Here is a 22633-nt window from a genome sequence, read left to right as displayed (position 1 = left end):
TTGTCACGTGAGTTCTTCGGAGAAGGTCGGTCAATCTTTCGGTAGGGCACGCAAACGTGGTGAATTGCGTATCTACCTCGGCGCTGCGCCCGGCGTCGGAAAGACCTTCGCGATGCTCGGTGAGGCTCATCGGCGTCGAGATCGTGGCTGTGACGTGGTCGCGGCCGTCGTGGAGACACACGGCCGCGCCCGCACCGCGGCGCAGATCGGAGACCTCGAAATAGTGCCGCCCAAGCTGGTGGATTATCGCGGAACACGGATGCCGGAACTGGACGTCGAGGCCGTGTTGGCTCGGCGTCCGGCCCTTGTCCTGGTGGACGAGTTGGCACATACCAACACGCCAGGGAGCAAGAATCACAAGCGCTGGCAGGACGTACAGGAACTGCTCGAAGCCGGGATCGACGTTCTGTCCACGGTCAACGTGCAACACCTCGAAAGCCTCAACGACGTTGTCGCGCACATCACCGGCGTGGTTCAGCAGGAGACGGTTCCGGATGCGGTAGTGCGTAGTGCGGCGCAGGTCGAGCTGGTCGACATCACCCCGGAGGCGCTGCGCCGCAGACTTTCTCACGGAAACGTGTATTCACCGGAACGGGTCGATGCGGCCTTGGGCAATTACTTCAGACGCGGAAACCTCACGGCGCTACGCGAACTGGCTCTGCTGTGGGTGGCCGATCAGGTGGACGCCGCACTGGCGAAATACCGGGCCGAGAACAAGATCACCGATACCTGGGAAGCGCGCGAGCGTGTCGTCGTTGCCGTGACCGGGGGACCGGAGTCGGAAACCCTGGTACGACGCGCATCTCGAATCGCGTCGAAGTCGAGCGCCGAGCTGATGGTGGTCCACGTCGTACGCGGTGACGGACTCACCGGTGTCTCGGCCCCCGAGATGGGCAAGGTGCGCGCGTTGGCTGTCGGAGTCGGCGCCACGCTTCACACTGTTGTCGGTGACGACGTACCGTCGGCGCTCCTCGAGTTCGCGCGTGAGGAGAACGCCACACAGTTGGTGCTGGGAACGTCGCGGCGTTCCCGCCTGGCTCGCATCCTCGACGAGGGGATCGGCGCTGCGGTGGTTCAGCAGTCCGGTGGTATCGACGTTCACATGGTCACGCACGAGGAAGCGACGGCGCGACGACGCATTTCGGTGCTGGGGCGCTCGGAGCGCCGGGTCCTGTCGTGGATTGCGGCGATCGTCGTGCCTTCGCTCGCGGCCGCGATCATGGGTCTCGTCGACCGAATCTCCGGGGTCAACGGCGAGAACGCGCTGTTCTTCGTCGTGGTCGTTCTGGTCGCCCTCCTCGGCGGCGTCGGCCCGGCGATATTGTCGGCCCTGATCTCGGGACTGCTGCTCAATTACTTCTTCACCGATCCGCGGTACAGCTTCACCATCGCCGAACCTGACAACTTCATCACCACTGTCGTGCTGTTGATCGTGGCTGTGGCAGTTGCCGTTCTGGTCGACGCCGCAGCAAAGCGCGCCCGCGAGGCGAAGCGCGCATCCGAGGAAGCCGAACTGCTCACACTGTTCGCGGGATCAGTTCTCCGCGGAGCGGATCTGTCGACACTTCTGGCGAAGGCACTCGAAATCTATCGCCAGCGAGGGGTTTCCGTCATTCATCACGACGACGGAGTCATCGCCGCCGTGGGTACGCAGCCGCCGACCACGGACGACGAAGCGGATACGGTCTGTGAGGTCAACGACGGGGAATACGCGCTGTTGTTGGCTGGGCCCGACCTGAGTGCGCGGGATCGACGAGTGCTGACGGTGGTGGCTCACCAAGCAGTTGGGATGATCCGCCAGGAGAAACTGACAGTCGAGGCGAGCAAGGCTGCCGCGCTCACCGAGGCTGATCAACTGCGTCGAGCCCTGCTGTCAGCGGTAAGCCATGACCTGCGAACGCCTCTCGCCGGAGTGAAGGCGGCGGTGTCGAGTCTGCGCAGCGACGACATCGAGTTCTCGGCCGAAGACACCGCTGAATTGTTGGCAACCATCGAGGAGTCGGCGGATCAGTTGACGGCGCTGGTCGGGAACTTGCTCGACTCGTCCCGACTTGCCGCCGGGGTGGTGAAACCCACGCTGCGGCCGGTGTATCTGGACGAGGTGGTTCACCGCGCGTTGCTGGGCCTCGGCATCGGTGGACGCTCGGATTCGCGGGCTCGAAGTGTAGTCGTCGACGTGGGTACCGTTGCAGTGCAAGCAGATCAAGGTCTGCTCGAGCGGGTGATTGCGAACATCGTCGACAACGCTCTGCGCTACGGGGGAGAAACCCCGGTGCGCGTCGGGGCGGCGCAACTCGGTGATCGTGTGGTGATCAGTGTTGCCGATACGGGCCCAGGTGTTCCGCGAGGTGAGGCCGAAACGATGTTCCAGCCGTTCCAACGGATGGGAGATCGCGACAACACCGGCGGAGTGGGCCTCGGACTTTCCGTGGTGCGCGGATTTGTCGATGCGATGGGCGGAACGGTCAGCGCCACAGACACACCTGGTGGGGGATTGACGATGATCGTGGAGTTGGCTGCGGCCGGTACGAATGGGAATGGATCATGAGTCGAATCCTGGTAGTGGACGACGAACCGCAGATTCTGCGAGCTCTGCGTATCAATCTTTCGGTGCGCGGGTACGAGGTGGTGACCGCGTCGACGGGCGCCGGTGCCTTGCGGGCTGCTGCCGAGCGTCCACCGGACGTCGTGGTACTCGATCTCGGACTGCCCGACATGGACGGCACCGAAGTGCTTGCCGGCCTGCGTGGCTGGTGCACGGCGCCGGTCATCGTGCTGTCGGCGCGCACGGATTCCGCGGACAAGGTCGAGGCTCTCGACGCCGGTGCGGACGACTACGTCACCAAGCCCTTCGGGATGGACGAGTTTCTGGCCCGCGTGCGCGCTGCGGCGAGGCGGGGAACCTCCGCGGCGGACACTTCGGAACCGTCGGTCGAGACCGCGTCCTTCACGGTGGACTTGGCTGCGAAAACAGTGAGTCGGCGCGGTGAACAGGTGCATCTGACTCCGACCGAGTGGGGCATGCTCGAGATGCTTGTGCGCAACCGCGGAAAGCTGGTCGGGCAGAAGGAGTTGCTTCGGGAAGTGTGGGGACCGGCGTACGACACCGAGACCCACTATCTACGTGTCTACCTGGCTCAACTTCGTCGGAAGCTCGAGGATGACCCGGCGAACCCCAAACATCTGATCACCGAGGCAGGAATGGGTTATCGATTCGTGGTGTGAGAAGCCAGGTCAGAGCACAACTACCAATTTGCCACGTGCCGTACCGGCTTCCATCTTGGCATGTGCTCGCGCGATGTCCTCGAACGCGAACACCTCGTCGATCGGTACCACCGCCTCGCCTGACGCCACAGCGGAGAGGAAGTCTTGCAGTACGTCGGCAGGCAGGTCGGACGCGTCCCCACCGTACGAGGTCAATCGCACTCCGCGTGGAATGTAGTCGATCGGATAAAAGTCTTTGACTGTCCACTCGTTGGACAGCATTCCCGTGAAACACACGGTGCCGTGAACGCGGGTCGCGCGCAACGTGTCGGGAAGTGTTGGTGTTCCGACCAATTCGAGGGCCAGATCAACACCGCCCGGGAGGATGTCTCGAACCTGGCCGGCCACAGCACCGTCGTCGACGATAACGTGGTCAACCCCGATCGCGGTCAACGACGACGCTTTGTTCGCATCTCGGGTGGTCGCAAGGACAGTGAGTCCCCACTGCTTCGCCAGGACTGCGGTTGCCATCCCGACCGAGGAGGTTCCTCCCCGGATCAACAGGGATTGACCGGATTTCGCGTCCAGTCCTACCGTCAGCGAGCCGTAGGACGTCTGCAGCATCTCGGGAACAGCTCCCACTGTCGACCAGTCCAGTTCGCTCGAGAAGGGAACGACCTGACTGACGGGAACGCACGTGTACTCGGCATAACCGCCGTCGAACGTCCTCCCCATCCCACCCATCATGGCGGCGACTTGCCGGCCTTCGGTGAGCTCCCCGCCGGGGCAGTTCACCACTTCGCCGACGGCCTCGATGCCCAGCACCCTCGGGAATGTCACGCCTTCGGCGAGGCCGAGGCGGGTGTGAAGTTCGGATCGATTGAGGCCGAAAGCCTTCACCCGGACCAGTACCCAGCCCGCAATCGGCACGGGTATCGGAATCACTCTGATAGTCAATGCTTCTGGCGGGCCGGGGGCGTCGAGCACGATTGCGCGCATTGTGTCGGTCATGCTTTTTCCTTCGTGGTCGGTGTCAGGATTCGGTTGGCTTCACGCAGCGTGGCCAGTGTGGCGCCGAACCGATCGAGAGCGTCGGGCGTCAGCACGGAACCGAGACGGCGCTCCAATTCGTCGTCGAACGTTGCCTTCGCCCGCCGCAACAGCTCATTGCCCTCGGGTGTCAACTCGATGAGTGAGGATCGTTTGTCGGTGGGATTGGATTTTCGACGGCAGTGCCCAGCCGCTTCGATTCGATCCACCAGCTTGCTCGTGCCACCGACGGTGATCGCGAGGGCCTCGGCGATGTCGAAGACCCGGCAGGAGCCGAGCCTGTCGATGATCTGCATCGGCTCGAATCGACTCAGTGGCAGGTCGTGCTCGATTCGGAGTCGCTGGTCGACGGCCGTCCACAGTTCGGTTTCGAAGCGGATGAGGTTGTCGAAGTGCCTGCTCAGGGCTGATCTGGTCACGAGCAGACTCCGAACCGATATGCATTCCGTGGAATCATTTTCTCACCGTACGCCCGATTCGTGATTAATTCCATGGAATCTATTTCCGAACCTTACGCAGTGTCGGTGGGGCATGGGAACATATGTTCGTGTCATATGAACCGCTGGACCAAGAAACGCCAGGTGAGCACCCCGGCGATACTCGTTCTGGCGGGAACTGTTCTGGCAGTAGTCGGCCCACGGGTGACGCAACGATCCTGCATGCGGACCTCGATTCGTTCTACGCATCAGTCGAGCAACGCGACGACCCGACTCTGGCCGGCAGGCCGGTCATCGTCGGCGGTGGGGTGGTTTTGGCGGCAAGCTACGAGGCCAAGGCGTTCGGGGTTCGCACAGCCATGAGCGGTGGTCAGGCTCGATCACTGTGTCCTCAGGCGATAGTTGTCCCTCCGCGAATGTCGGCGTACTCGCAGGCGAGCAAAGACGTGTTCGACGTCTTTCACGACACGTCGCCGCTGGTCGAAGGAATCTCCATAGACGAGGCCTTTCTCGAGGTCGGCGGGCTCGCCAAGATCGTGGGAAACCCGCTGCAGATCGGAGCCAACCTCAGACGCGATGTGGCCGAGCAGGTCGGACTACCGATCACGGTCGGAATCGCACGCACCAAGTTCCTGGCCAAGGTCGCCAGTGCATTCGCGAAACCCGACGGATTGCTGCGAGTGCCGCCGGAGGGCGAGACCGAGTTCCTGCATCCCTTGCCGGTCGAGAAGCTGTGGGGCGTCGGCAAGATCACGGCCCAGAAGCTGCGAAACTTCGACATCGTGACGGTGGGTGACATCGCTCGGCACGACGAATCCTCGATCGTCTCGATTCTCGGGGGCGGCGCCGGTCGCCATCTCTACGCACTCTCACACAATCGAGATCCGCGCCCCGTCCGCGCCTATCGTGGCCGCAGTTCGATGGGTGCTCAGCATGCGCTGGGTCGCGGATCCCATCCCCGCGCAGAACTCGATGCGTCGTTGATGTCCCTTGTCGACCGTGTCAGTCGACGCATGCGTTCGGCGCAGCGGACGGGGCGCACGGTCACGCTCCGGCTCCGCTTCGCGGATTTCACGCGGGCAACTCGATCTCACACGCTGCGCCGGTCCACCGCCGACACAGCGGAATTGCTGAGCGCCTCGATGGTGCTGCTGGACGAAGCGATACCGATGATCGCGGACAAGGGCATCACGTTGATCGGTGTCGCTGTCTCCAACCTGGATCGGGACGGCGCCGAACAACTCGAATTGCCCTTCGACGGTCGAGGATTCGCGGGTCCGGACACTGCCGCCCTCGACTCGGCAATGGACAGTGTCCGGAAGAAGTTCGGCTCCGCGGCCCTCACGAGGGGAGTGCTCCTGGGACGCGATCCGGACCTGTCGGTGCCGCTACTGCCGGACTAGGTGAGGTTTTCTCGCAGAGTCGCTCCCTCGTATTCGCGACGGAACAACCCACGCGCCTGCAGCACCGGAATCACGTGATCGACAAAATCTTCCAGACCCTGCGGATAGGTCGGCGGCATCAGATTGAAACCGTCGGCACCGCGGCCGTTCAACCAGGATCCCATCTCGTCGGCAATCGACTCCGGTGTTCCGATCATCGTTGCGTGACCACCACCCGCAGCGAGCGTCCCGAGGAGCTCCCGCACAGTCGGTGCGTCCTTCTCGACGATCCGCAAAATAGTGGCGTAGCGTCCCTGCGGCCCGGTGAACGCTTCGAGTGGAGGCAACGGGGGCACGGGCCCGTCGAGATCCCAGTTCTCGCAATCCTGTCCGGTGAACAACGAGAGTTGGCGTATCGACTGTTCGGTGGGCAGCAGGAGATCGAGTTCGGCCTTCTTCGCCCTGGCCTCGGCGACGGTGCTGCCGACGTAGGTGACCAGTCCCGGCATCACGGCGACAGAGTTCGAATCCCGGCCGGCTCGCTCGATTCTCGATTTCACGTCCGCGTAGTAGGCCTGTGCGCTGGGTAAGTCGTAGGCAACCGAATAGATTGCCTCGGCGCGACGCGCCGCCAGATCGCGGCCCTGCTCGGACGCCCCGGCCTGGAACAACACCGGCCGGCCTTGCGGGGAGCGCGGAACCGTCAACGGCCCGTCCACCCGAAAATGTTTGCCGTCGTGATCGATTCGAGAAATCCTGTTTGCGTCGGCAAAACGCCCCGACCGGTCGAGAATCAGCGCGTCTTCCGACCATGAATCCCACAATGCGAGGGCCACTTCGACAAATTCGTCGGCTCGTTCGTATCGGGATGCGTGATCGGGCATCGCCTCGAGTCCGTGGTTGCGCGCCTCCTGGTCGAACATCGAGGTCACGACGTTCCAGCCGGCCCGTCCGCCGCTGATGTGGTCGAGCGAGGCCAACAGTCGCGCCGCGTGAAACGGCGTGTAGAAAGTGGTGGAAATGGTGGTCACCAGGCCGATGTCCGCTGTCGCTCGTGCCATGGCAGTCAATGCGGTGATCGGCTCGAGAAACCACGACGCACCCGACTCGGGTTCGCGAACACTGTGACCGTCAGCGAAGAAGACGGCGTCCAGCTTGCCGCGTTCGGCGATCTGGGCGAGCGACTCGTAATACGTGATGTCGCCGAGACTTTCGACCGGTGAGTCGCGATGACGCCATGCCGCACTGTGATGTCCGCAACCGAGCAGGAACGCACCTATCCGCAGCTGTGCGCCCATCAGTTCTTGACGAGTCCGCCGTCGACAACCAGGTTCTGGCCGGTCACGGCCCGTGACCATGGTGAGGCGAAAAAGAGTGCAGCGTCGGCAAATTCGTCCGGCGTCGTGACTCGGCGCAGGGGAGTGCTTGCCGCGATCATGTCGAACACGGCTTCCGGTGTCGCGGCACTCGCATCGGTGGTGCGGAGCAAGCCGCCGGAGACCATGTTGACTGTGATCCCGTCCGGACCGAGGTCGGCGGACAGCGTCCGTGTCAGTGCCAACAGTGCGGCCTTGGCAGCGGTGTAGTCGTGGTACGGAACTACCGGATTCTGGACCAGATTGGTTCCGACAGTGATGATTCGGCCGAAGCCGAGTTCGCGCATGCCTGGTAGCGCTGCCTGGGTGGTATTGAGTGTTCCGGCAACAGCTCCGCGTAGTTGAGACTCGAAGTCGGCCCAGGTGATCGTGTCCGCGTTCGGCCGTGCATCGCCGTTGAACGAGAAGTCGACCAGTGCATTGTCGACCACGGTCGAGATCGGTGCGTCGAATCTCTCGCGTGCAGCGGAGAACAACTGGTCGACGGAACTGCGGTCCGTCACGTCCGCCTGGACTGCGAAGGTGCGATCCTCACCCAGTTCGGCGACCAGGGCCTCGGCGGCATCGCGGCTCTTGTTGTAGTTCACGATTACGCGGGCGCCCGAGCGGGAGAATGCTCGGCTCAGTGCGGCGCCTAGCCCGCGGGCGCCACCGGTGATCAGAACGATCTGCTCGTCGAGGTTCAATGCGCGCTGAAATTGCTGTTCGGTCACGTCGACATCCCTCCGCCAGTGCTAACTGGTCAGGTTCATCGGGTCTGATCTCAGCCGACTTTTTCGGCACCCCGTGTCACCGTCCATCAGACCACGTGAGGTGAATCGTCCTGAACGCCGGGTGCGTTGTAACGGCCGGCGCGATGAGTTTTCGATCGCGCGGGAGTCGTAATTGCAAGCGAAGTGGCAACCGGCCGCTCGCCTTCGCCCCAGGAGATTCCGATGACCACCCAGCCCGTCCACAACGAAACTGTTTCCGGTAACGCCACGACGACGACACCTTCGGCCACGGCTCGCAAGCTCGGATACGTCCTGAGTGGGCTGTTCGTCGTTTTCATGCTCTTCGACGGCATCATCCACATTCTCAACCTTCAGACAGTCAAGGATGCGTCGGCTGAACTTGGGTTGCCGGACTCGCTGGCATTGACGGCTGGGGTGGTGCAACTGATCTGCCTTGCGCTGTACGTAATTCCGCGAACGTCGATACTCGGCGCGATTCTGCTCACCGGTTACCTGGGGGGAGCGGTGTTGACCAACCTTCGAGCTGAACAGCCTCTGCTGAGCACGACCCTGTTTGCCGTTTACACCGGAATCGTCATGTGGGCGGGACTGTATCTCCGGGACGAGAAGGTTCGCGAGATCATCCCGCTGCGTCGGGCCTGAAATAGGCCCCCGAGGGGGTTGCGTGGGACGCGGTGTCCCATTATGTTTGACCTCATTCAAGTCCGTCGACTGCAATCGACGGACTGGCCGTGAGGAGACACCGATGGCTCGGTCAGCGTCGATCGAAGTGGAAAAGCCGTACCACCAGGTACTGCAGACTTTGTCCGAGGGCTCAGTTGCCCGCAGTTTCGATCCCTATCTCGACATCGACTGGGATTCACCAGAGTTCGCGATCGATCCGCATGATCCGAGATGGGTGCTCTCGTCCGTGTCGGACCCCCTCGGGGCGACGCAGTGGTACCAGGATCAGTCGTTGGAGCGTCGAATCGCCATGGGAATGTGGCGTCAGGCGAACGTGACCAAGGTGGGTTCGGCCTTCGAGAGCATCTTGATCCGGGGAATGCTGCAATACATCATGGCGCTACCCAACCAGTCGCCTGAGTTCCGGTACTGCCTGCACGAGATGACCGAAGAGTGCAATCACATCCAGATGTTCCAGGAACTCGTCAATCGCATGGACATCGACGTGCCGGGTATGCGTCCGATGTTCCGGCGACTGTCGCCGATCATCGGAGTGCTGGGAGCAAAGTTCCCGGTCATCTTCTTCATCGGCATTCTGGCTGGTGAAGAACCGATCGACCACTTCCAGAAGGATCTCATCCGTGAGGGTAAGGACACGCCGCCGGCGATGCTCCGCACCATGGAGATCCACATCGCCGAAGAAGCGAGACACATCTCGTTTGCTCACGAGTTCCTGCGCAATCACGTCCCCAGACTCAGTCGTACGAGTCGAGCCATCACATCGGTCGCCTTCCCCGGCGCGATGCGTTGGCTTGCGGGTGAAATCATGTCACCGCCAAAGGAATTCGCCGAAGAATTCGGAATCCCGGACGAGGTGATGAAGAGCGCCTTCTGGGGGAGCCCGCATTCACGCCGCATCCTGGGTAACTACTTCGGCGAAATGCGAGCCCTGGCAGACGAACTCGGATTGATGAATCCGGTGTCGAAGCGTGCGTGGCGAAAGCTGCGCATCGACGGCGACTACGCCCGCTACCGCGGCGAGCCGAAGCGTTCCGACAAGACCCGGATCTAGTCCGGCCGCGAAGTTCCTCCGTCGGAGGACACCAGCTCGGCTATGAGCGTGGACAATTCGACATGGGGATCGATCTGTAGTCCGCTCGAGCGGGCAACGCCGTCGAACATGTACCAGGTGTATTTCGCGAGGTCGGCGACGATCTCTTCGCGGCTCGGTTTCGGATCGGTGCTTCGGACCCAGTGGGTGAGCGTGCCCTCGACCATTGTCACCACTGCGAACGGTAGTGAATCGAAGGGTGAGGAGTCGATCCCCACGGATCGACCGACTTCGGTGATAGTGGTGCGGGCGGAGTCGGCGATTGTGGCCTTCAGACTGCTGATCGCGTCGATGCTCTCGTCGTCGTAGTCGGTGGGGCCGGTACCCATGAACTCGTGAATCCGCGGATGCTCGGTGATCCACTCGGCGACGGCGCTGATGGTTCGGGTCAGGATCTGGTCGAGAGTGCCTACCGAAATGCTCATCGAAGCATCCAGGGCCGCCGCAAATTGGCCGAGCACAAACGCTCGCACTCGTCGATCGAGGTCGTCTCGGCCGCTGAATTGGCGGTACACCACCGACTTGGCGAGGCCGGCACGATCGGCGATCTGCTGGACGGACACCTCGGCACCTGCCGCACGCTCTTCGATCAGTTCGACCGCCGAGGTGAGTATCCGTTTCTGACGCTCGGAGTTGTGTCGCTCCCACCGCGCTTCGCGACCGGTCAACTCTGCAGTGACAGGTTGCACAATTGCGTCGCTCGGCATCGCGCCAGTCTATCCGGACGGACCTGCCGTGTTTCCGACTTGTCATCGGGCGCGGCATCGGGATCGGTCGTCGGTACAACGTGGGACACTGGTCGAGTGAGGTTGTATCGAGACACGGCGGTGGTGCTGCGCCTGCACAAACTGGGCGAAGCCGACCACATCGTCACGTTGCTCACCCGTCAGTTCGGGTTGGTACGTGCCGTGGCCAAAGGTGTCCGCCGAACCACCTCCAAATTCGGTGCCAGACTCGAACCGTTTGCTCACATCGACGTGCAACTACTTCCGGGCAAGAATCTCGACATCATCACTCAGGTGCAGACGGTCGACGCATTCGCCACCGACATCGTCGACGACTACAGCCGGTACACCACGGCCTGCGCCGTACTCGAAACTGCCGAGCGGTTGGCCGGCGAGGAACGCGCGCCGGCCCCGCAGCTTCAGCGATTGACGGTGGGAGCACTGCGTGCGATCGCCGAGCAGGCACGACCGGTCGAGTTCGTGCTCGACGCGTTCTTGTTGAGAGCCATGGGCTATGCGGGTTGGGCGCCTGCCCTCGAAGAGTGCGCCCGCTGCAGTGCTCCTGGACCGCACCGGGCCTTTCATGTCGCCGCAGGCGGAGCCGTGTGTACCTATTGCCGCCCGGCGGGTGCTGCGACGCCATCGCCCGGAGTGCTCGACTTGATGGAAGCCCTGCTCCGAGGGGAGTGGGAGGGTACCGATTCGGCGCCCGCGACGCTGCGGACGCAAGCCAGCGGACTGGTCGCGGCACACCTGCAGTGGCATCTCGAGCGCCAATTGCGGACGTTGCCGCTGATCGAGCGTTCGAGGCCGCATGCAGCCGTCGAGGTCGACTTGCCCGTGAGGCAGGATGGAACACGTGATTCGACGACGCGAACCGCGAACTCCGCTTGATTCTGCTGCTGACCGGGTGATCCGACCACCGGACCCACATCCGTCCGGGGCGACCCCGCCGATTCTGCAAACCGAACTGATCCCGCGCCACGTCGCTTTGGTGATGGACGGCAACGGACGATGGGCGCAGGAGCGCGGTCTGCCCCGAACCGCCGGGCACGAACGCGGCGAAGCTGTCCTGATGGACACCGTCTGCGGGTGCATCGAGATGGGTGTCGAGTGGCTCTCCGCTTACGCCTTCTCCACCGAGAACTGGAAGCGCAGTCCCGACGAGGTTCGATTCCTGATGGGCTTCAACCGTGATGTCATCCGCCGCCGACGCGACGAGATGAACGAAATGGGTGTGCGTGTTCGCTGGGCCGGTCGTAAGCCGCGCCTGTGGGCCAGCGTGATCAAGGAACTCGAGATCGCCGAAGAACTGACCAAGAACAACACCGTCATGAACTTGACCATGTGTGTGAACTACGGCGGCCGGGCCGAAATTGCCGATGCGGTAAAGGAAATCGCGAAGCGTGTCGCGGCCGGTGAGATCAATCCGGACAAGATCACCGAGGCGACGGTTGCCAAGTACCTCGACGAACCCGACATGCCCGACGTCGACCTCTTCCTGCGTCCGTCGGGGGAACAGCGGACGTCCAATTTCTTGATCTGGCAATCCGCCTACGCCGAAATGGTGTACCAGGAGAAGCTGTTTCCCGATTTCGACCGCCGCGACCTTTGGGCCGCCTGCGTCGAGTACGCCTCACGCGACCGTAGATTCGGTGGCGTCAAATGACAGGGGAGAACATGACCGACACCACCGACGAAGCAGCCCGCCTACAAGAACGCGCGGCCGCCTCGCTGGCGCATTTCGTGACGGTCGATGTGGCTGCCGACGGATCACTGGGTTTCCAGTACTCCGGCGCGCTGTGTTCCATCCAGGCGATGAATCTGTCCGAGGGTCTGGACGTGCTGTCCATGACGTGCGTTCTCGCATGGGACCGACCGGTCAGCGCGGCACTGCATCGCAAGGTGGCCGAGCGAAATCGCACCATCCAATTCGGCTCCATCGCGGTGTTCGGCCACGGCAGTCTGGCGGACGTCATCCTGCGTTACACGTTCCCTGCCGCCGGACTGGACGACGAGGCACTGACCACGATGTTGCTACTGGCGCTCACCGGTGCCGATACCGCCCGGCAGGGTTTGATTCCCTGACGCTCTCAGGCGGCGGCGCAGTCGCGGCAGGTGCCGAAGATCTCGACGGTGTGACTCACTTCGGTGAAACCGTTGTCCTCGGCGATGGTCTGTGACCACTGCTCGACCGTCGGGCCCTCGACCTCGACGGTGAATCCGCAGTTGCGGCACACCAGGTGATGGTGGTGCCCGGAGGAGCAGCGTCGGTAGACGGACTCACCTGTGTCGGTGCGTAGGACGTCGATGGTTCCGGCGTCGGAGAGTGCCTGCAGCGTGCGGTAGACGGTGGTCAGGCCGATGCCTTCACCTCGCTTGCGCAGTTCGTCGTGCAATTCCTGTGCCGACTTGAATTCGTCGATGTCGTCGAGCAGGGCGGAGATGGCGCTGCGCTGTTTCGTGGAACGAACGCCGACTGTGGCCGGTCCACGTTTCGAGGTCGTACTGCCCGGGGTGTTCATGCGGTGGAATCTCATCCTTCTTCGGCGTGGGCGACAGCGTCGACGACGATGTGTGCAAGGTGATCGTCGACGAGTCGATAGAGAACTTCTCGTCCGTTGCGCTCGCCGCGGACGACGCCCGCTGCTTTGAGTACGCGCAGATGCTGGCTGATGAGTGGCTGAGTGACACCGAGAGCTCCGACGAGTTCGTGAACGCAACGCTCCGACTCGTGCAACTGAAGCACGATCGCGATCCGAACGGGTGCAGCGAGCGCCCGCAGAATTTCGCCGGCGGCCGCCAGGGTCTCCTTGGGCGGCACGGGCGCGGGCGGTGCGGCTTCGAACGGGTCGTGCGTGTGTCCGAGGTCGGAATGATCATGGCTTTTGTGGAGATCGCCGGTATCCGCAATGCTCACAGCGAGGCTCCTTCGAGGGGTAGATCATGATGTCCGGGCATAGCCATCTCACCACATTATTGCAAATCACTTTCATTTTGATATGCACAAGTATGCATGTCAACCTTGGACGGAAGTGCGTGGCAGCCGCCAGATAGGCTGATGGTGCGAAAAGCGCACGAAAATCATGCATCTATTACCCAGATGGAGAGCAATCGAGTGGCACCCAAGTCCAAGATCGAAGCCGTTGTCAATCTCGCCAAGCGGCGAGGCCTGGTCTACCCGTGCGGTGAGATCTACGGCGGTACCAAGTCCGCATGGGACTACGGCCCATTGGGTGTCGAGCTCAAGGAGAACATCAAGCGCCAGTGGTGGCGCAACATGGTCACCAGCCGCGAGGACGTCGTCGGCCTCGACTCGTCGGTGATCCTGCCCCGCGAGGTGTGGGTCGCGTCCGGTCACGTCGGTGTCTTCAACGACCCGCTCGTCGAGTGCCTCAACTGTCACAAGCGTCACCGTCAGGATCACCTGCAGGAGGCGTACGCGGAGAAGAAGAAGCTCGACAACCCGGACGACGTCTCGATGGATGTCATCGGTTGCCCCGACTGCGGCACCGTCGGCCAGTGGACCGAGCCGCGCGACTTCAACATGATGCTCAAGACGTACCTCGGCCCCGTCGAGAGCGAAGAGGGTATGCACTACCTTCGCCCCGAGACCGCTCAGGGCATCTTCGTGAACTTCGCCAACGTGCTGACCACCTCGCGTAAGAAGCCGCCGTTCGGCATCGGCCAGATCGGCAAGAGCTTCCGCAACGAGATCACCCCCGGCAACTTCATCTTCCGCACCCGTGAGTTCGAGCAGATGGAGATGGAATTCTTCGTCAAGCCGGGCGAGGACGAGCAGTGGCATCAGTACTGGATCGACTACCGCCTTGACTGGTACACCGGCCTCGGTATCAACAAGGACAACCTGCGTCTGTACGAGCATGCGCCGGAAAAGCTTTCGCACTACTCGAAGGGCACGACCGACATCGAGTACCGCTTCCACTTCCAGGGCAGCGAATGGGGCGAGCTCGAGGGCATCGCGAACCGTACCGACTTCGATCTCTCGACGCACTCCAAGCATTCGGGCACCGAGCTGAACTACTACGACCAGACGACGGGCGAGCGGTACACGCCGTACGTCATCGAGCCGGCGGCCGGTCTCACGCGTTCGCTGATGGCCTTCCTGGTCGACGCCTACACCGAGGACGAGGCGCCCAACTCCAAGGGCGGCGTCGACAAGCGCACAGTGCTCCGCCTGGATCGTCGACTCGCTCCCGTCAAGGCTGCCGTTCTGCCGCTCTCGCGTAACGCGGACCTGACGCCGAAGGCCAAAGATCTTGCAGCGCAGCTGCGTCAGAATTGGAACGTCGAGTTCGACGACGCCGGCGCCATCGGTCGTCGTTACCGTCGCCAGGACGAGATCGGCACACCGTTCTGCATCACGGTCGACTTCGACACTCTCGAAGACCAGGCTGTGACGGTGCGTGAGCGTGACTCCATGGCGCAGGAACGCGTCGCCCTCGATCAGGTGGAAAGCTACCTGGCCGCACGGCTGATCGGCTCCTGATTCTCGTTCGAAGCTGACGGGCGGTCCTTCTCAATCGAGAAGGACCGCCCGTTTTCTCTTTTCCCGATGGTCCTTCAGGCGCAGGATCGAAGTTATGAGAAAACTCAGCGTGACCAACAGCGTGACTCTCGACGGTGTCATGCAGGCACCTGGTGGGCCGGACGAGGACCGTCGTGGCGGATTCGAGCACGGTGGGTGGGCAGCACCCTTCAACGATTCCGTCATGGCGCAGAAGATGGGGGAGGGGATGGCGAAGAAATCGGCGTTGCTGTTCGGTCGCAGAACTTACGAAAACTTCGCCTCGTACTGGCCGTTTCAGACCGACAATCCGTTCACCGAGGTGCTCGACAACACGCAGAAGTACGTAGCGTCAAGGACTTTGGGTGAACCGCTGCCGTGGAAGAACTCGACCTTGTTGAAAGGTGATGCCGCCGACGCGGTCGCCACGCTCAAGGAAAGTGAGGGCCCGGATCTGGTGATTCTGGGCAGCGGCGACTTGATCACGTCCTTGGCCGAGCGACGTCTCGTCGACACCTACACTCTGCTGATACATCCGCTGGTTCTCGGAACCGGGCGCAGATTGTTCCCCGACGGAGCTGCGCTCGCTCAGTTCACCCTCACCGACAGCGTCCCCACGACAACAGGCGTCATCATCGCGACGTATCAGTTGAGCTGAACACAGTTGAGCTGAACACAGTCGAGCTGAGTACATCAGGGAACTCGCCGAAATGCCGGATCTGCCAGCGCTGAGTTCTGACTGCTTGCGCGCTGGTCGGCGTAACCCAGGGTGCATAGACCCGGACAGCGCGCTTACCGCCGGAGAAGTTCGTCGAGACGATGTCGTGTTCGACGAGGGTTTCGACGGGAAAGACGAAGTGCCCCGAATGCTCTTCGTCGTATACCTTCACCACGAACAGCATCACGCGGTCGCTGGCGTCGAATGGGCGGATGGGCCCGGCCTCTGAACGGCGCCACAGTGTGACGAACTGACCGAGCTTGGTCGGCGTCGTCTTGGCGGTTCGATAGACGGTGGGAAGGCCGTTGACGGTCAGCGTGTGAGCGTCGTACTCAGCACCCTCGGACTCGGGAATCGGTGTGGACCAGGTAAATCCGTCGGCGTTCATCGGCACCGATGATGCCACGAACCACCGACAACCTTCGTGACGAACGCTGTCGGTGGTAGTCCCGATTCAGGCCGAAGGCACCTTGTCGAGAAACCCGAGGACAAGCGTCACCCGGCCGTCGTCGCGTTCGAGTACGTCGAATCCGTCGATCAGTGACTCGGCCCCCGACGGGCCGAGAGCCCAACCGAATCGGGCCTGTCGGTGATGCGCGTCCACAGGTCCGACGAGGGTGAAGTGCATGCCCGGAAATTGTTGCTGCACAGCGTTGATCATCGCGTCGATCTGATCGTGTCCTGTGACGTCCGCGAGCGGATCGGTGTAGCGACCGCCGGGTGCGAACAATTGCTCGACCCGTGCTTTACGGGCGGTGGTATCGGTTTCGTTCCACATGTCGATGTAGGCGTCGGCGATTGCGTCGAAGTCGCTCATGGTCGCTCCCTTGATCAGTTTCCGGTGGTGAATGTCCGGCGGCCTCGCCGGCTGAGACCACTGTTCCTCCGAAACTGCGTCGGGTCGATTACCTCTGAGGTCATGGCCTCGGCTACCTCGGGTCGCTAACTTGAAAGAATGACCTTCGAGACGATGGACGTGGGCTCCGAACTCAAGCGGTGGCGGGAGCGGCGAAGGCTCACTCAGTTGGGACTCTCGGCGGCGGCAGGAGTGTCGACCAGGCATCTGAGCTTCATCGAAACCGGCCGCTCCAAACCAAGCCGGGACATGATCCTTCACCTGTCCGAATGTCTGGATGTTCCTCTACGACAACAGAACACGCTTCTGCTGGCAAGTGGCCACGCGCCGGAGTACTCGCAGAAGTCGTTGGCAGAAGCGCCGATGTCAGCGGTGAGTGAGGCTATCGATCGCATCATCGACGCGCATGACCCGTATCCGGCCGTGGTGGTCGATCAGCAGTGGGAGATGGTCGCCGGGAACCAGGCCGTGGGAATTTTGACCGCGGGCGCCGCTGATTTCCTCCTGGAACCACCGGTGAACGTATTGCGTCTGAGCTTGCATCCCGAGGGCATGGCGCCGCGGATCGTGAACCTCGCGCAGTGGCGGGCCCACCTGCTCACAAGGCTGGCTCGGGAAGTGGAGGTCAGTGCGGATGCGCAGCTGTCGTCGTTGCTCGACGAGCTGCGCGCCTATCCGAGCGGCGGAGACTGGCACGACGACCGCGCGAATTCCCTGCTGGTTCCGTTGCGTGTACGCGTCGGCGATACCGAACTGGCGATGTTCAGCACCACCACCGTGTTCGGTACGCCGCGCGACGTCACGCTCGCAGAGATTGCGATCGAATCGTTCTACCCGTCGGACACCCAGACGGCCGACTACTTTCGATCGGCCGCCGAGGTCACAGGGACTTCTTGCCGAACTTGAGCTTCCACGGCACCAGTGCAGACTCCAACTGAACCGAGAGACTCATCTTGGAGACGCCTTCGGTGCGCTCCTCGAAGCGGATGGGCGTTTCGGCGATCTTCATGCCGCGCTGAACAACTCGGTAGTTCATCTCGACCTGGAACGCGTAGCCGTTGCTCTGCACCGATTCGACGTCGATGTCGCGCAAGGTCTTTGCATGCCACGCCTTGAAGCCGGCGGTCGCATCCTTGACGTGCAGTCGCAGAATGGCGTTGACATAAAAGTTCGCCCAGGCGGACAAAGCCTTGCGGTGCCACGGCCAGTCGCCGGCGACTGCGCCGCCTTCGACATAGCGGGAGCCGAGAACGACTGCCGCATCGGTAGTGGTGAGGATCTCGATCATGGCGGGGATCGCTTCGGACGGGTGCGAGAGATCAGCGTCCATCTGAATGACGATGTCTGCGTTCTCCGCCAGAGCCCGGCTCATGCCCGCGACGTAAGCACGGCCGAGTCCGTCCTTGACCGTGCGGTGAAGCACTCCGACCGGGATGGGACCATCGATACCCAACTTGTCCGCAACCTCGCCCGTTCCGTCGGGGGAGTTGTCATCCACCACGAGGACGTGCAGGTTCGGGATCTTCAACGCGGCGAGGCGATCGACGAGCTTTGGCAGGTTCTCACGCTCGTTGTATGTAGGTACAACGACGGTTATCTGCGGGGCGACGCTTTCCATAACACCTTCGTATGATCTGTGATCCCGACTTGCCGGATGAAGCGTACGACGAGTGCGGTCGTGAACAAAGTAGGGATTTTACTACCTCGACGGGATCCGTCAGAACCGGCCGCCGCCGCCTCGACTGGTTCGGCCGCCGCCCCCGCCGCCGAAACCACCGCCGCCGCCACCGCGACCGGAGCGTCCGCTGCTGCTCGGTCCGCCGTACGAACGGGGCCCGCCGCCACCTCGCAGAATGCTGTTGATCAGGATGCCGCCGAGGATCGCTCCTGTCGCATCGCCACCGCCGCCACGGGGTCGTTGGTTTGCTTCCCAGGTGTTGACGTCGTTTTGCGCGGCGCGAAGTGAGTGCGTCGCCAAGGTGGTCGCGGCCTGGGCGTGTTGCAGCGCCTTCGACGGATCCGAGGCCTGCAATTGCTGGGCCGCCTGCAGGTGCCGCTGAGCCTCGGCGTAGCGAGTGCGCGCCTCCGCTCCGATCGCGCCGCGCCTGGTTCCGAGGAAGTCGCCTGCAGCGGTCACCTGAGCCTGTGCGGCCAGAATGTCCTGGGCGAGGCGCTGCTGTGCACGTTCGAGCTGCTGCTTCTGCTCCTGAGCGTCGGCAAGAAGCGCGTCGAGTTGGGCGTCGGCTGCGACGATCTGGTTGAAGGCTGTCAGCGGATCGCTGTCCTTCGACGTCTGAGCATTCGCCAACGCTGCCTGGGCTGCGGCCTTCGCGTCCGCCAACTTCTGCCCGCCTTGCGCCAGGTAAGCGTCCGCAGCGGTGATGCCCTGCTGGACGTCGTCCATCGCGGACGGAAGTGTCGCGATGGCGTTTCGGATGTCGTCGGCGGCGTGATCGACGCCGTCGAGTAGCTTGCGTGCCTGATCGAGGGCGGCTTCGGCCGTGCGAATCGCAGTGACGGCAGCGCCTTGCTTACCGGCCGGCAGCGCGGTGGCATCGCGGCCTTCCTCGATCGACTTCTCGGCGAGCGTCAGGCGTTCACTGGCCATCGTGACGTTGTTCACGACAGATGCCAGCGTCGGCGCGGGGAATTGATCCTTCAATTTGGTCAGAATCGCCTCGGATTCGGGCAAGCGCACGCTGAGAGAAACAACACTCTGCGTCAACGCATCGAGACGTGCGGGGGCGTTGATGAGAAGGTCGCGAAGCCCGTCGAACTCCTCGACGCGAGCTTCGAGTTCTTGGTCGGCTCGACCGCACGAGGAAATGATGTCGATCAGCATCTGTCGGCGTTGATCGGGAGTTTCCGGGATGGCGTCGTCGAGTCGCTGCCTGATCGCGAAGGCTTCGGCGAGGGTGGCCTTGGCCTTGTCGAATGCTGCCGAGAAGGGTGCGACGGCGGAATCTCCGAACTCGCTGCGGGCCAGATCGAGCTCCTCCTGGCTGCCGGCGATCGCATTGTCCGTCTCGACGAGGATCTCCTTCGCGCGTTCGTCGAGCGTCGGCAGCGGGAGTGCGTTGAGGCTGGCGATGTCGTCGGGGGAGATGTTCTTCGCGGCTTCGACGCTTGCCTTGTTCTTGTCGTTCTTGCGCTTACGTGAGTACAGGACCACACCGCCCGTCCCGACCACCACAGCGCCGCCCGCGATGAGGAGTGTTCCGACTCCCATTCCGCCGCTCGTGTTGTTCGCGTCGCCGAGTGCGCCGGCTGCGGCAATTGCCGCGCCGGTCCAATCATCCTCGGCAAGAGCCGGTTCCACCGCGTCGGTATTGATCGATTCGATGTCGGAATCCGTGATGTTGCTCAGCTCAGCGGGCACATCGAGGTAGTAAGCACGCTCCGCCGTGGCAACTGCAAGCAGGACGGACTTCGTGCTCAGCGTCGACTTCGTGGCTGTCTGCTGTGCCCACGCCTGGCCACCCAGGTTGTTGAAATCGGGGACGAACGCGACCCACAGATCGATCTGGTGGTCCTCGCCGAGTTGATCGATCGCGGCTTGTATATCGCTGCGTTGCCCGGAATCGAGGACCCCGGAGGTGTCGGTGATGTGATTCGGCAACACCATCGGTGCGTCCGCCGAGGCGAGCGCAGGACTGAAGACGAGCGCCAGCAAAGCGAAAATCGCAGCGACGGCGGCGGCGCTTCCCCGACGCCGAACGGGTCGGGTGGTTGTCCGACTCTGCTCTACCGAGGACAACTGCGCGAAGTGTGGTGCGAGGGCCATGACGCAAATCTATCCGTTGTGGCGCGTCGGCATCGGAGGTGATCGCCGCGAACTGGCAGAATTGCGGGAGTGAAACCTGCTTTCGGTAACCGCCCCCACGACCCATCACCCTCACGGGCGGGCGGCTTCGGGGCAGGATTGGCTCGCTGGACGCGCCGACTGATCGCCGGTGCCGTGTTGATGGCCGTGGTTCTGGTCGGGGGTACTGCGTTCCGGGTGTGGCAGGTGGCGCGCATCGACGACACGCGGCCGGCCGACGCGATAGTCGTTCTGGGCGCGGCTCAGTATTCCGGCACTCCGTCGTCCGTCTTCGAGGCCCGACTCGAGCAGGCGTACAAGCTGTACAAGCGCGGAGTGGCGCCGCAGATCATCACTGTCGGCGGCAAACAAGAAGGTGACGAGTACACCGAAGCGGCGTCGGGAAAGATGTATCTGACCGATCGCGGAATTCCTTCGAGTGCGATCACCGCGGTGGAGACCGGTTCGGACACACTGCTCAGTATCGACGCGGTGAGCGCCGAGATGTCCTCGCAGGGAATCAATTCCGCTGTCCTGGTCAGTGACCCGTGGCACTCCTTGCGAACGCGGACGATGGCCCGCGACACAGGACTCCAGGCGTGGACCGCACCTACTCGTCAGGGCCCGGCTGTCTTCACCCGCGAATCCCAGTTGCACGGAATCGCTCGCGAAACCGGCGCGCTGCTCTGGTATCAGCTCACGCACTTCTCGGCAGACTTCCCCTACACGGCAGGGCAATAGAGACCATGACAGCTCACACCACCTACGGAGGCGGCACCTACTCCGAACACGACCTCGAACGTCGTGTCGTCGAGGCGCCGAAGCGAGCGGGGTTGCCGGGTTCGCAGATCGCAGCGGCGCAGCATCGTTCGGACTTCTCGCGAGATCGGGCGCGTGTCCAACACTCCGCGGCTTTGCGGCGCTTGGCCGACAAGACCCAGGTTGTCGGCCCGCGCGACGGTGACACACCTCGCACGCGGTTGACGCACTCGATGGAGGTCGCACAGATCGGGCGAGGGATCGCCGACGGACTCGGTTGCGATCCGGACCTGGTGGACCTCGCCGGTCTCGCGCACGACATCGGGCACCCACCGTACGGTCACAACGGCGAGAAGGCCCTCGACGAAGTCGCCAAGGACTGCGGAGGTTTCGAGGGCAATGCGCAGAATCTGCGGATCTTGACCAGCCTCGAACCCAAGATCCTGCGCCCCGACGGTCTGAGCGCAGGCCTCAATCTCACCAGGGCGTCACTCGACGCAGCCATCAAGTATCCCTGGACCCGGCCGCAGCCCGGCGCGAAGTTCGGGGCATACGACGACGACGCAGAGGTGCTCGCCTGGGTTCGCGAGGGAGCGCCCGAGCGACGGCAATGCCTGGAAGCTCAGGTCATGGACTGGGCCGACGACATCGCCTATTCCGTGCACGACGTGGAGGACGGGGTGATCGCAGGCCGGATCGACCTTCGCTCGCTTGCTGATCCGTCCGAGCAGCGCGCACTGGCAGAACTGGGGGCCTCCGAGTTCCGCGGCTTGGTAGTCGACGATCTGATCGAAGCCGCTCAGCGGTTGTCCGAACTCCCCGTCGTACGCGGAGTCGGAAGTTTCGACGGGACGCTGGGAAGTTCCGTCGCGTTGAAGAACCTGACAAGTGAATTGGTGGGACGCTTCGCCACGGCCGCGATCGCCAGCACTCGGCTCACAAACGGCAACCGACCCCTCTCGCGCTATCAAGCCGACCTCGACATACCTGAGGCCGTCGCATCCGAGGTCGCGTTGCTCAAGACCGTGGCGCTCTACTACGTGATGTCCGACGCCGGACACAAAGCGCGTCAGGATCGGCAGCGTGATCGTGTTCATCGCGTCGCGGAATGGCTGCTGGCAACTGCGCCGGCCGGGCTCGATCCGATCCTGCTGCCCGCGTGGGAACGCGCCGCAGACGACGGTGCTCGGGTCCGGGTGGTGGTGGATCAGATCGCGTCGTACACGGAGAGTCGGCTCGAACGGGTGGACAAAGCGAGCCTGGGCGCGCAGGCCAGCTGGGGCTGAGC

The 22633-nt window shown here is 62.8% G+C and carries 24 protein-coding genes and 1 riboswitch; of the genes, 13 read left to right on the top strand and 11 right to left on the bottom strand.

Annotation, left to right across the window (positions count from 1 at the left end):
- Window positions 1–7 precede the first annotated feature (7 nt).
- Together ATN37_RS06280 and ATN37_RS06275 are read left to right on the top strand one after the other, a co-directional pair.
- Window positions 8–2548: a sensor histidine kinase KdpD gene (locus tag ATN37_RS06280; protein ID WP_218694916.1), complete on the top strand. Its 2541-nt coding sequence runs from the start codon at window positions 8–10 to the stop codon at window positions 2546–2548.
- Window positions 2545–3225 carry a response regulator gene (locus ATN37_RS06275; protein WP_003944545.1) on the top strand — a complete coding sequence of 227 codons (681 nt, stop codon included), beginning with the start codon at window positions 2545–2547 and terminating at the stop codon, window positions 3223–3225. The genes ATN37_RS06280 and ATN37_RS06275 overlap by 4 nt, the downstream gene beginning before the upstream one ends.
- 9 nt (window positions 3226–3234) lie before the next feature.
- Here the strand turns inward: ATN37_RS06275 and ATN37_RS06270 are convergent, their stop codons facing one another.
- On the bottom strand, window positions 3235–4215 hold the full coding sequence (locus tag ATN37_RS06270) for a zinc-binding alcohol dehydrogenase family protein (protein ID WP_218694915.1): 981 nt from the start codon (window positions 4213–4215) through the stop codon (window positions 3235–3237).
- A complete protein-coding gene (locus tag ATN37_RS06265; RefSeq protein ID WP_081558026.1) occupies window positions 4212–4673 on the bottom strand; it encodes a MarR family winged helix-turn-helix transcriptional regulator in 462 nt (153 codons plus the stop codon). Before ATN37_RS06265 ends, ATN37_RS06270 begins: the two co-directional genes overlap by 4 nt.
- Window positions 4674–4795: 122 nt before the next feature.
- On the opposite strand from ATN37_RS06265, the gene dinB reads away from it, so the two are divergent.
- Window positions 4796–6094: a DNA polymerase IV gene (gene dinB / locus ATN37_RS06260; protein ID WP_081558025.1), complete on the top strand. Its 1299-nt coding sequence runs from the start codon at window positions 4796–4798 to the stop codon at window positions 6092–6094.
- Here dinB and ATN37_RS06255 read toward each other — a convergent pair.
- Window positions 6091–7371 (bottom strand): LLM class flavin-dependent oxidoreductase, encoded by a 1281-nt coding sequence (locus ATN37_RS06255; protein WP_007731085.1) that lies wholly within the window; start codon window positions 7369–7371, stop codon window positions 6091–6093. The two genes, dinB and ATN37_RS06255, sit on opposite strands and share 4 nt — an antisense overlap.
- Window positions 7371–8135 carry a 3-oxoacyl-ACP reductase gene (locus ATN37_RS06250; protein ID WP_007731086.1) on the bottom strand — a complete coding sequence of 255 codons (765 nt, stop codon included), beginning with the start codon at window positions 8133–8135 and terminating at the stop codon, window positions 7371–7373. The genes ATN37_RS06255 and ATN37_RS06250 overlap by 1 nt, the downstream gene beginning before the upstream one ends.
- Before the next feature lie 17 nt (window positions 8136–8152).
- Window positions 8153–8246, bottom strand: a riboswitch (TPP riboswitch).
- 138 nt (window positions 8247–8384) lie between these two features.
- Here ATN37_RS06250 and ATN37_RS06245 point away from each other — a divergent pair.
- Both ATN37_RS06245 and ATN37_RS06240 read left to right on the top strand, forming a co-directional pair.
- A complete protein-coding gene (locus ATN37_RS06245) occupies window positions 8385–8825 on the top strand; it encodes a DoxX family protein (protein WP_003944516.1) in 441 nt (146 codons plus the stop codon).
- Window positions 8826–8928: 103 nt separating this feature from the next.
- Window positions 8929–9918 (top strand): diiron oxygenase, encoded by a 990-nt coding sequence (locus ATN37_RS06240; protein ID WP_003944493.1) that lies wholly within the window; start codon window positions 8929–8931, stop codon window positions 9916–9918.
- On the opposite strand, the gene ATN37_RS06235 is transcribed toward ATN37_RS06240, so the two are convergent.
- Window positions 9915–10664 carry a TetR/AcrR family transcriptional regulator gene (locus ATN37_RS06235; RefSeq protein WP_003944575.1) on the bottom strand — a complete coding sequence of 250 codons (750 nt, stop codon included), beginning with the start codon at window positions 10662–10664 and terminating at the stop codon, window positions 9915–9917. The genes ATN37_RS06240 and ATN37_RS06235 overlap by 4 nt on opposite strands.
- Window positions 10665–10760: 96 nt before the next feature.
- Here ATN37_RS06235 and recO point away from each other — a divergent pair, with 96 nt between their 5' ends.
- From recO to ATN37_RS06220, 3 genes are read left to right on the top strand one after another with little or no spacing between them, the layout of a single operon-like run.
- Entirely contained in the window at window positions 10761–11576 is an 816-nt protein-coding gene (recO, locus tag ATN37_RS06230) for a DNA repair protein RecO (protein ID WP_029255636.1), read from the top strand.
- Window positions 11533–12351 (top strand): isoprenyl transferase, encoded by an 819-nt coding sequence (locus ATN37_RS06225; protein WP_003944543.1) that lies wholly within the window; start codon window positions 11533–11535, stop codon window positions 12349–12351. Before recO ends, ATN37_RS06225 begins: the two co-directional genes overlap by 44 nt.
- Window positions 12348–12770, top strand: a complete 423-nt coding sequence (locus tag ATN37_RS06220) for a YbjN domain-containing protein (protein ID WP_019749000.1) — start codon at window positions 12348–12350, stop codon at window positions 12768–12770. Before ATN37_RS06225 ends, ATN37_RS06220 begins: the two co-directional genes overlap by 4 nt.
- A gap of 5 nt (window positions 12771–12775) precedes the next feature.
- Here ATN37_RS06220 and ATN37_RS06215 read toward each other — a convergent pair whose 3' ends face one another.
- Both ATN37_RS06215 and ATN37_RS06210 read right to left on the bottom strand, forming a co-directional pair.
- Window positions 12776–13207 carry a Fur family transcriptional regulator gene (locus ATN37_RS06215; protein ID WP_003944514.1) on the bottom strand — a complete coding sequence of 144 codons (432 nt, stop codon included), beginning with the start codon at window positions 13205–13207 and terminating at the stop codon, window positions 12776–12778.
- 11 nt (window positions 13208–13218) lie between these two features.
- Window positions 13219–13602, bottom strand: a complete 384-nt coding sequence (locus ATN37_RS06210) for a metalloregulator ArsR/SmtB family transcription factor (RefSeq protein WP_003944457.1) — start codon at window positions 13600–13602, stop codon at window positions 13219–13221.
- A gap of 198 nt (window positions 13603–13800) precedes the next feature.
- Here ATN37_RS06210 and ATN37_RS06205 point away from each other — a divergent pair, with 198 nt between their 5' ends.
- Both ATN37_RS06205 and ATN37_RS06200 read left to right on the top strand, forming a co-directional pair.
- Window positions 13801–15192 (top strand): glycine--tRNA ligase, encoded by a 1392-nt coding sequence (locus tag ATN37_RS06205; protein WP_003944491.1) that lies wholly within the window; start codon window positions 13801–13803, stop codon window positions 15190–15192.
- 94 nt (window positions 15193–15286) lie between these two features.
- Window positions 15287–15868 (top strand): dihydrofolate reductase family protein, encoded by a 582-nt coding sequence (locus ATN37_RS06200; protein ID WP_217017343.1) that lies wholly within the window; start codon window positions 15287–15289, stop codon window positions 15866–15868.
- On the opposite strand, the gene ATN37_RS06195 is transcribed toward ATN37_RS06200, so the two are convergent.
- Together ATN37_RS06195 and ATN37_RS06190 are read right to left on the bottom strand one after the other, a co-directional pair.
- On the bottom strand, window positions 15843–16334 hold the full coding sequence (locus ATN37_RS06195) for a MepB family protein (protein ID WP_054781578.1): 492 nt from the start codon (window positions 16332–16334) through the stop codon (window positions 15843–15845). The genes ATN37_RS06200 and ATN37_RS06195 overlap by 26 nt on opposite strands.
- Before the next feature lie 48 nt (window positions 16335–16382).
- Entirely contained in the window at window positions 16383–16745 is a 363-nt protein-coding gene (locus ATN37_RS06190) for a nuclear transport factor 2 family protein (protein ID WP_217017341.1), read from the bottom strand.
- Window positions 16746–16883: 138 nt separating this feature from the next.
- Here ATN37_RS06190 and ATN37_RS06185 point away from each other — a divergent pair, with 138 nt between their 5' ends.
- On the top strand, window positions 16884–17690 hold the full coding sequence (locus tag ATN37_RS06185; protein WP_054827649.1) for a helix-turn-helix domain-containing protein: 807 nt from the start codon (window positions 16884–16886) through the stop codon (window positions 17688–17690).
- On the opposite strand, the gene ATN37_RS06180 is transcribed toward ATN37_RS06185, so the two are convergent.
- Entirely contained in the window at window positions 17665–18402 is a 738-nt protein-coding gene (locus ATN37_RS06180) for a polyprenol monophosphomannose synthase (protein WP_003944487.1), read from the bottom strand. The genes ATN37_RS06185 and ATN37_RS06180 overlap by 26 nt on opposite strands.
- A gap of 99 nt (window positions 18403–18501) precedes the next feature.
- Window positions 18502–20568, bottom strand: a complete 2067-nt coding sequence (locus ATN37_RS06175; protein ID WP_064113212.1) for a TPM domain-containing protein — start codon at window positions 20566–20568, stop codon at window positions 18502–18504.
- A gap of 180 nt (window positions 20569–20748) precedes the next feature.
- Here ATN37_RS06175 and ATN37_RS06170 point away from each other — a divergent pair, with 180 nt between their 5' ends.
- Window positions 20749–21327 carry a YdcF family protein gene (locus ATN37_RS06170; protein ID WP_128638009.1) on the top strand — a complete coding sequence of 193 codons (579 nt, stop codon included), beginning with the start codon at window positions 20749–20751 and terminating at the stop codon, window positions 21325–21327.
- A gap of 5 nt (window positions 21328–21332) precedes the next feature.
- Window positions 21333–22631, top strand: a complete 1299-nt coding sequence (locus tag ATN37_RS06165) for a deoxyguanosinetriphosphate triphosphohydrolase (protein WP_217017339.1) — start codon at window positions 21333–21335, stop codon at window positions 22629–22631.
- Window positions 22632–22633 lie beyond the last annotated feature (2 nt).

This window comes from Rhodococcus sp. MH15, from assembly GCF_019266045.1.
Taxonomy (GTDB): domain Bacteria; phylum Actinomycetota; class Actinomycetes; order Mycobacteriales; family Mycobacteriaceae; genus Rhodococcus_F; species Rhodococcus_F qingshengii.
Note: the sequence above shows the minus strand (reverse complement) of the source record. Positions and strands in the feature narration are given on the sequence as shown.

Coding starts and splice junctions, on each gene's coding strand:
- ATN37_RS06275 (WP_003944545.1), top strand. CDS start 2,545: ATGAGTCGAATCCTGGTAGTGGACGACGAACCGCAGATTCTGCGAGCT.
- ATN37_RS06270 (WP_218694915.1), bottom strand. CDS start 4,215: ATGACCGACACAATGCGCGCAATCGTGCTCGACGCCCCCGGCCCGCCA.
- dinB (WP_081558025.1), top strand. CDS start 4,796: ATGTTCGTGTCATATGAACCGCTGGACCAAGAAACGCCAGGTGAGCAC.
- ATN37_RS06255 (WP_007731085.1), bottom strand. CDS start 7,371: ATGGGCGCACAGCTGCGGATAGGTGCGTTCCTGCTCGGTTGCGGACAT.
- ATN37_RS06245 (WP_003944516.1), top strand. CDS start 8,385: ATGACCACCCAGCCCGTCCACAACGAAACTGTTTCCGGTAACGCCACG.
- ATN37_RS06240 (WP_003944493.1), top strand. CDS start 8,929: ATGGCTCGGTCAGCGTCGATCGAAGTGGAAAAGCCGTACCACCAGGTA.
- ATN37_RS06235 (WP_003944575.1), bottom strand. CDS start 10,664: ATGCCGAGCGACGCAATTGTGCAACCTGTCACTGCAGAGTTGACCGGT.
- ATN37_RS06225 (WP_003944543.1), top strand. CDS start 11,533: ATGGAACACGTGATTCGACGACGCGAACCGCGAACTCCGCTTGATTCT.
- ATN37_RS06220 (WP_019749000.1), top strand. CDS start 12,348: ATGACAGGGGAGAACATGACCGACACCACCGACGAAGCAGCCCGCCTA.
- ATN37_RS06215 (WP_003944514.1), bottom strand. CDS start 13,207: ATGAACACCCCGGGCAGTACGACCTCGAAACGTGGACCGGCCACAGTC.
- ATN37_RS06200 (WP_217017343.1), top strand. CDS start 15,287: ATGAGAAAACTCAGCGTGACCAACAGCGTGACTCTCGACGGTGTCATG.
- ATN37_RS06190 (WP_217017341.1), bottom strand. CDS start 16,745: ATGAGCGACTTCGACGCAATCGCCGACGCCTACATCGACATGTGGAAC.
- ATN37_RS06185 (WP_054827649.1), top strand. CDS start 16,884: ATGACCTTCGAGACGATGGACGTGGGCTCCGAACTCAAGCGGTGGCGG.
- ATN37_RS06180 (WP_003944487.1), bottom strand. CDS start 18,402: ATGGAAAGCGTCGCCCCGCAGATAACCGTCGTTGTACCTACATACAAC.
- ATN37_RS06175 (WP_064113212.1), bottom strand. CDS start 20,568: ATGGCCCTCGCACCACACTTCGCGCAGTTGTCCTCGGTAGAGCAGAGT.
- ATN37_RS06170 (WP_128638009.1), top strand. CDS start 20,749: ATGGCCGTGGTTCTGGTCGGGGGTACTGCGTTCCGGGTGTGGCAGGTG.
- ATN37_RS06165 (WP_217017339.1), top strand. CDS start 21,333: ATGACAGCTCACACCACCTACGGAGGCGGCACCTACTCCGAACACGAC.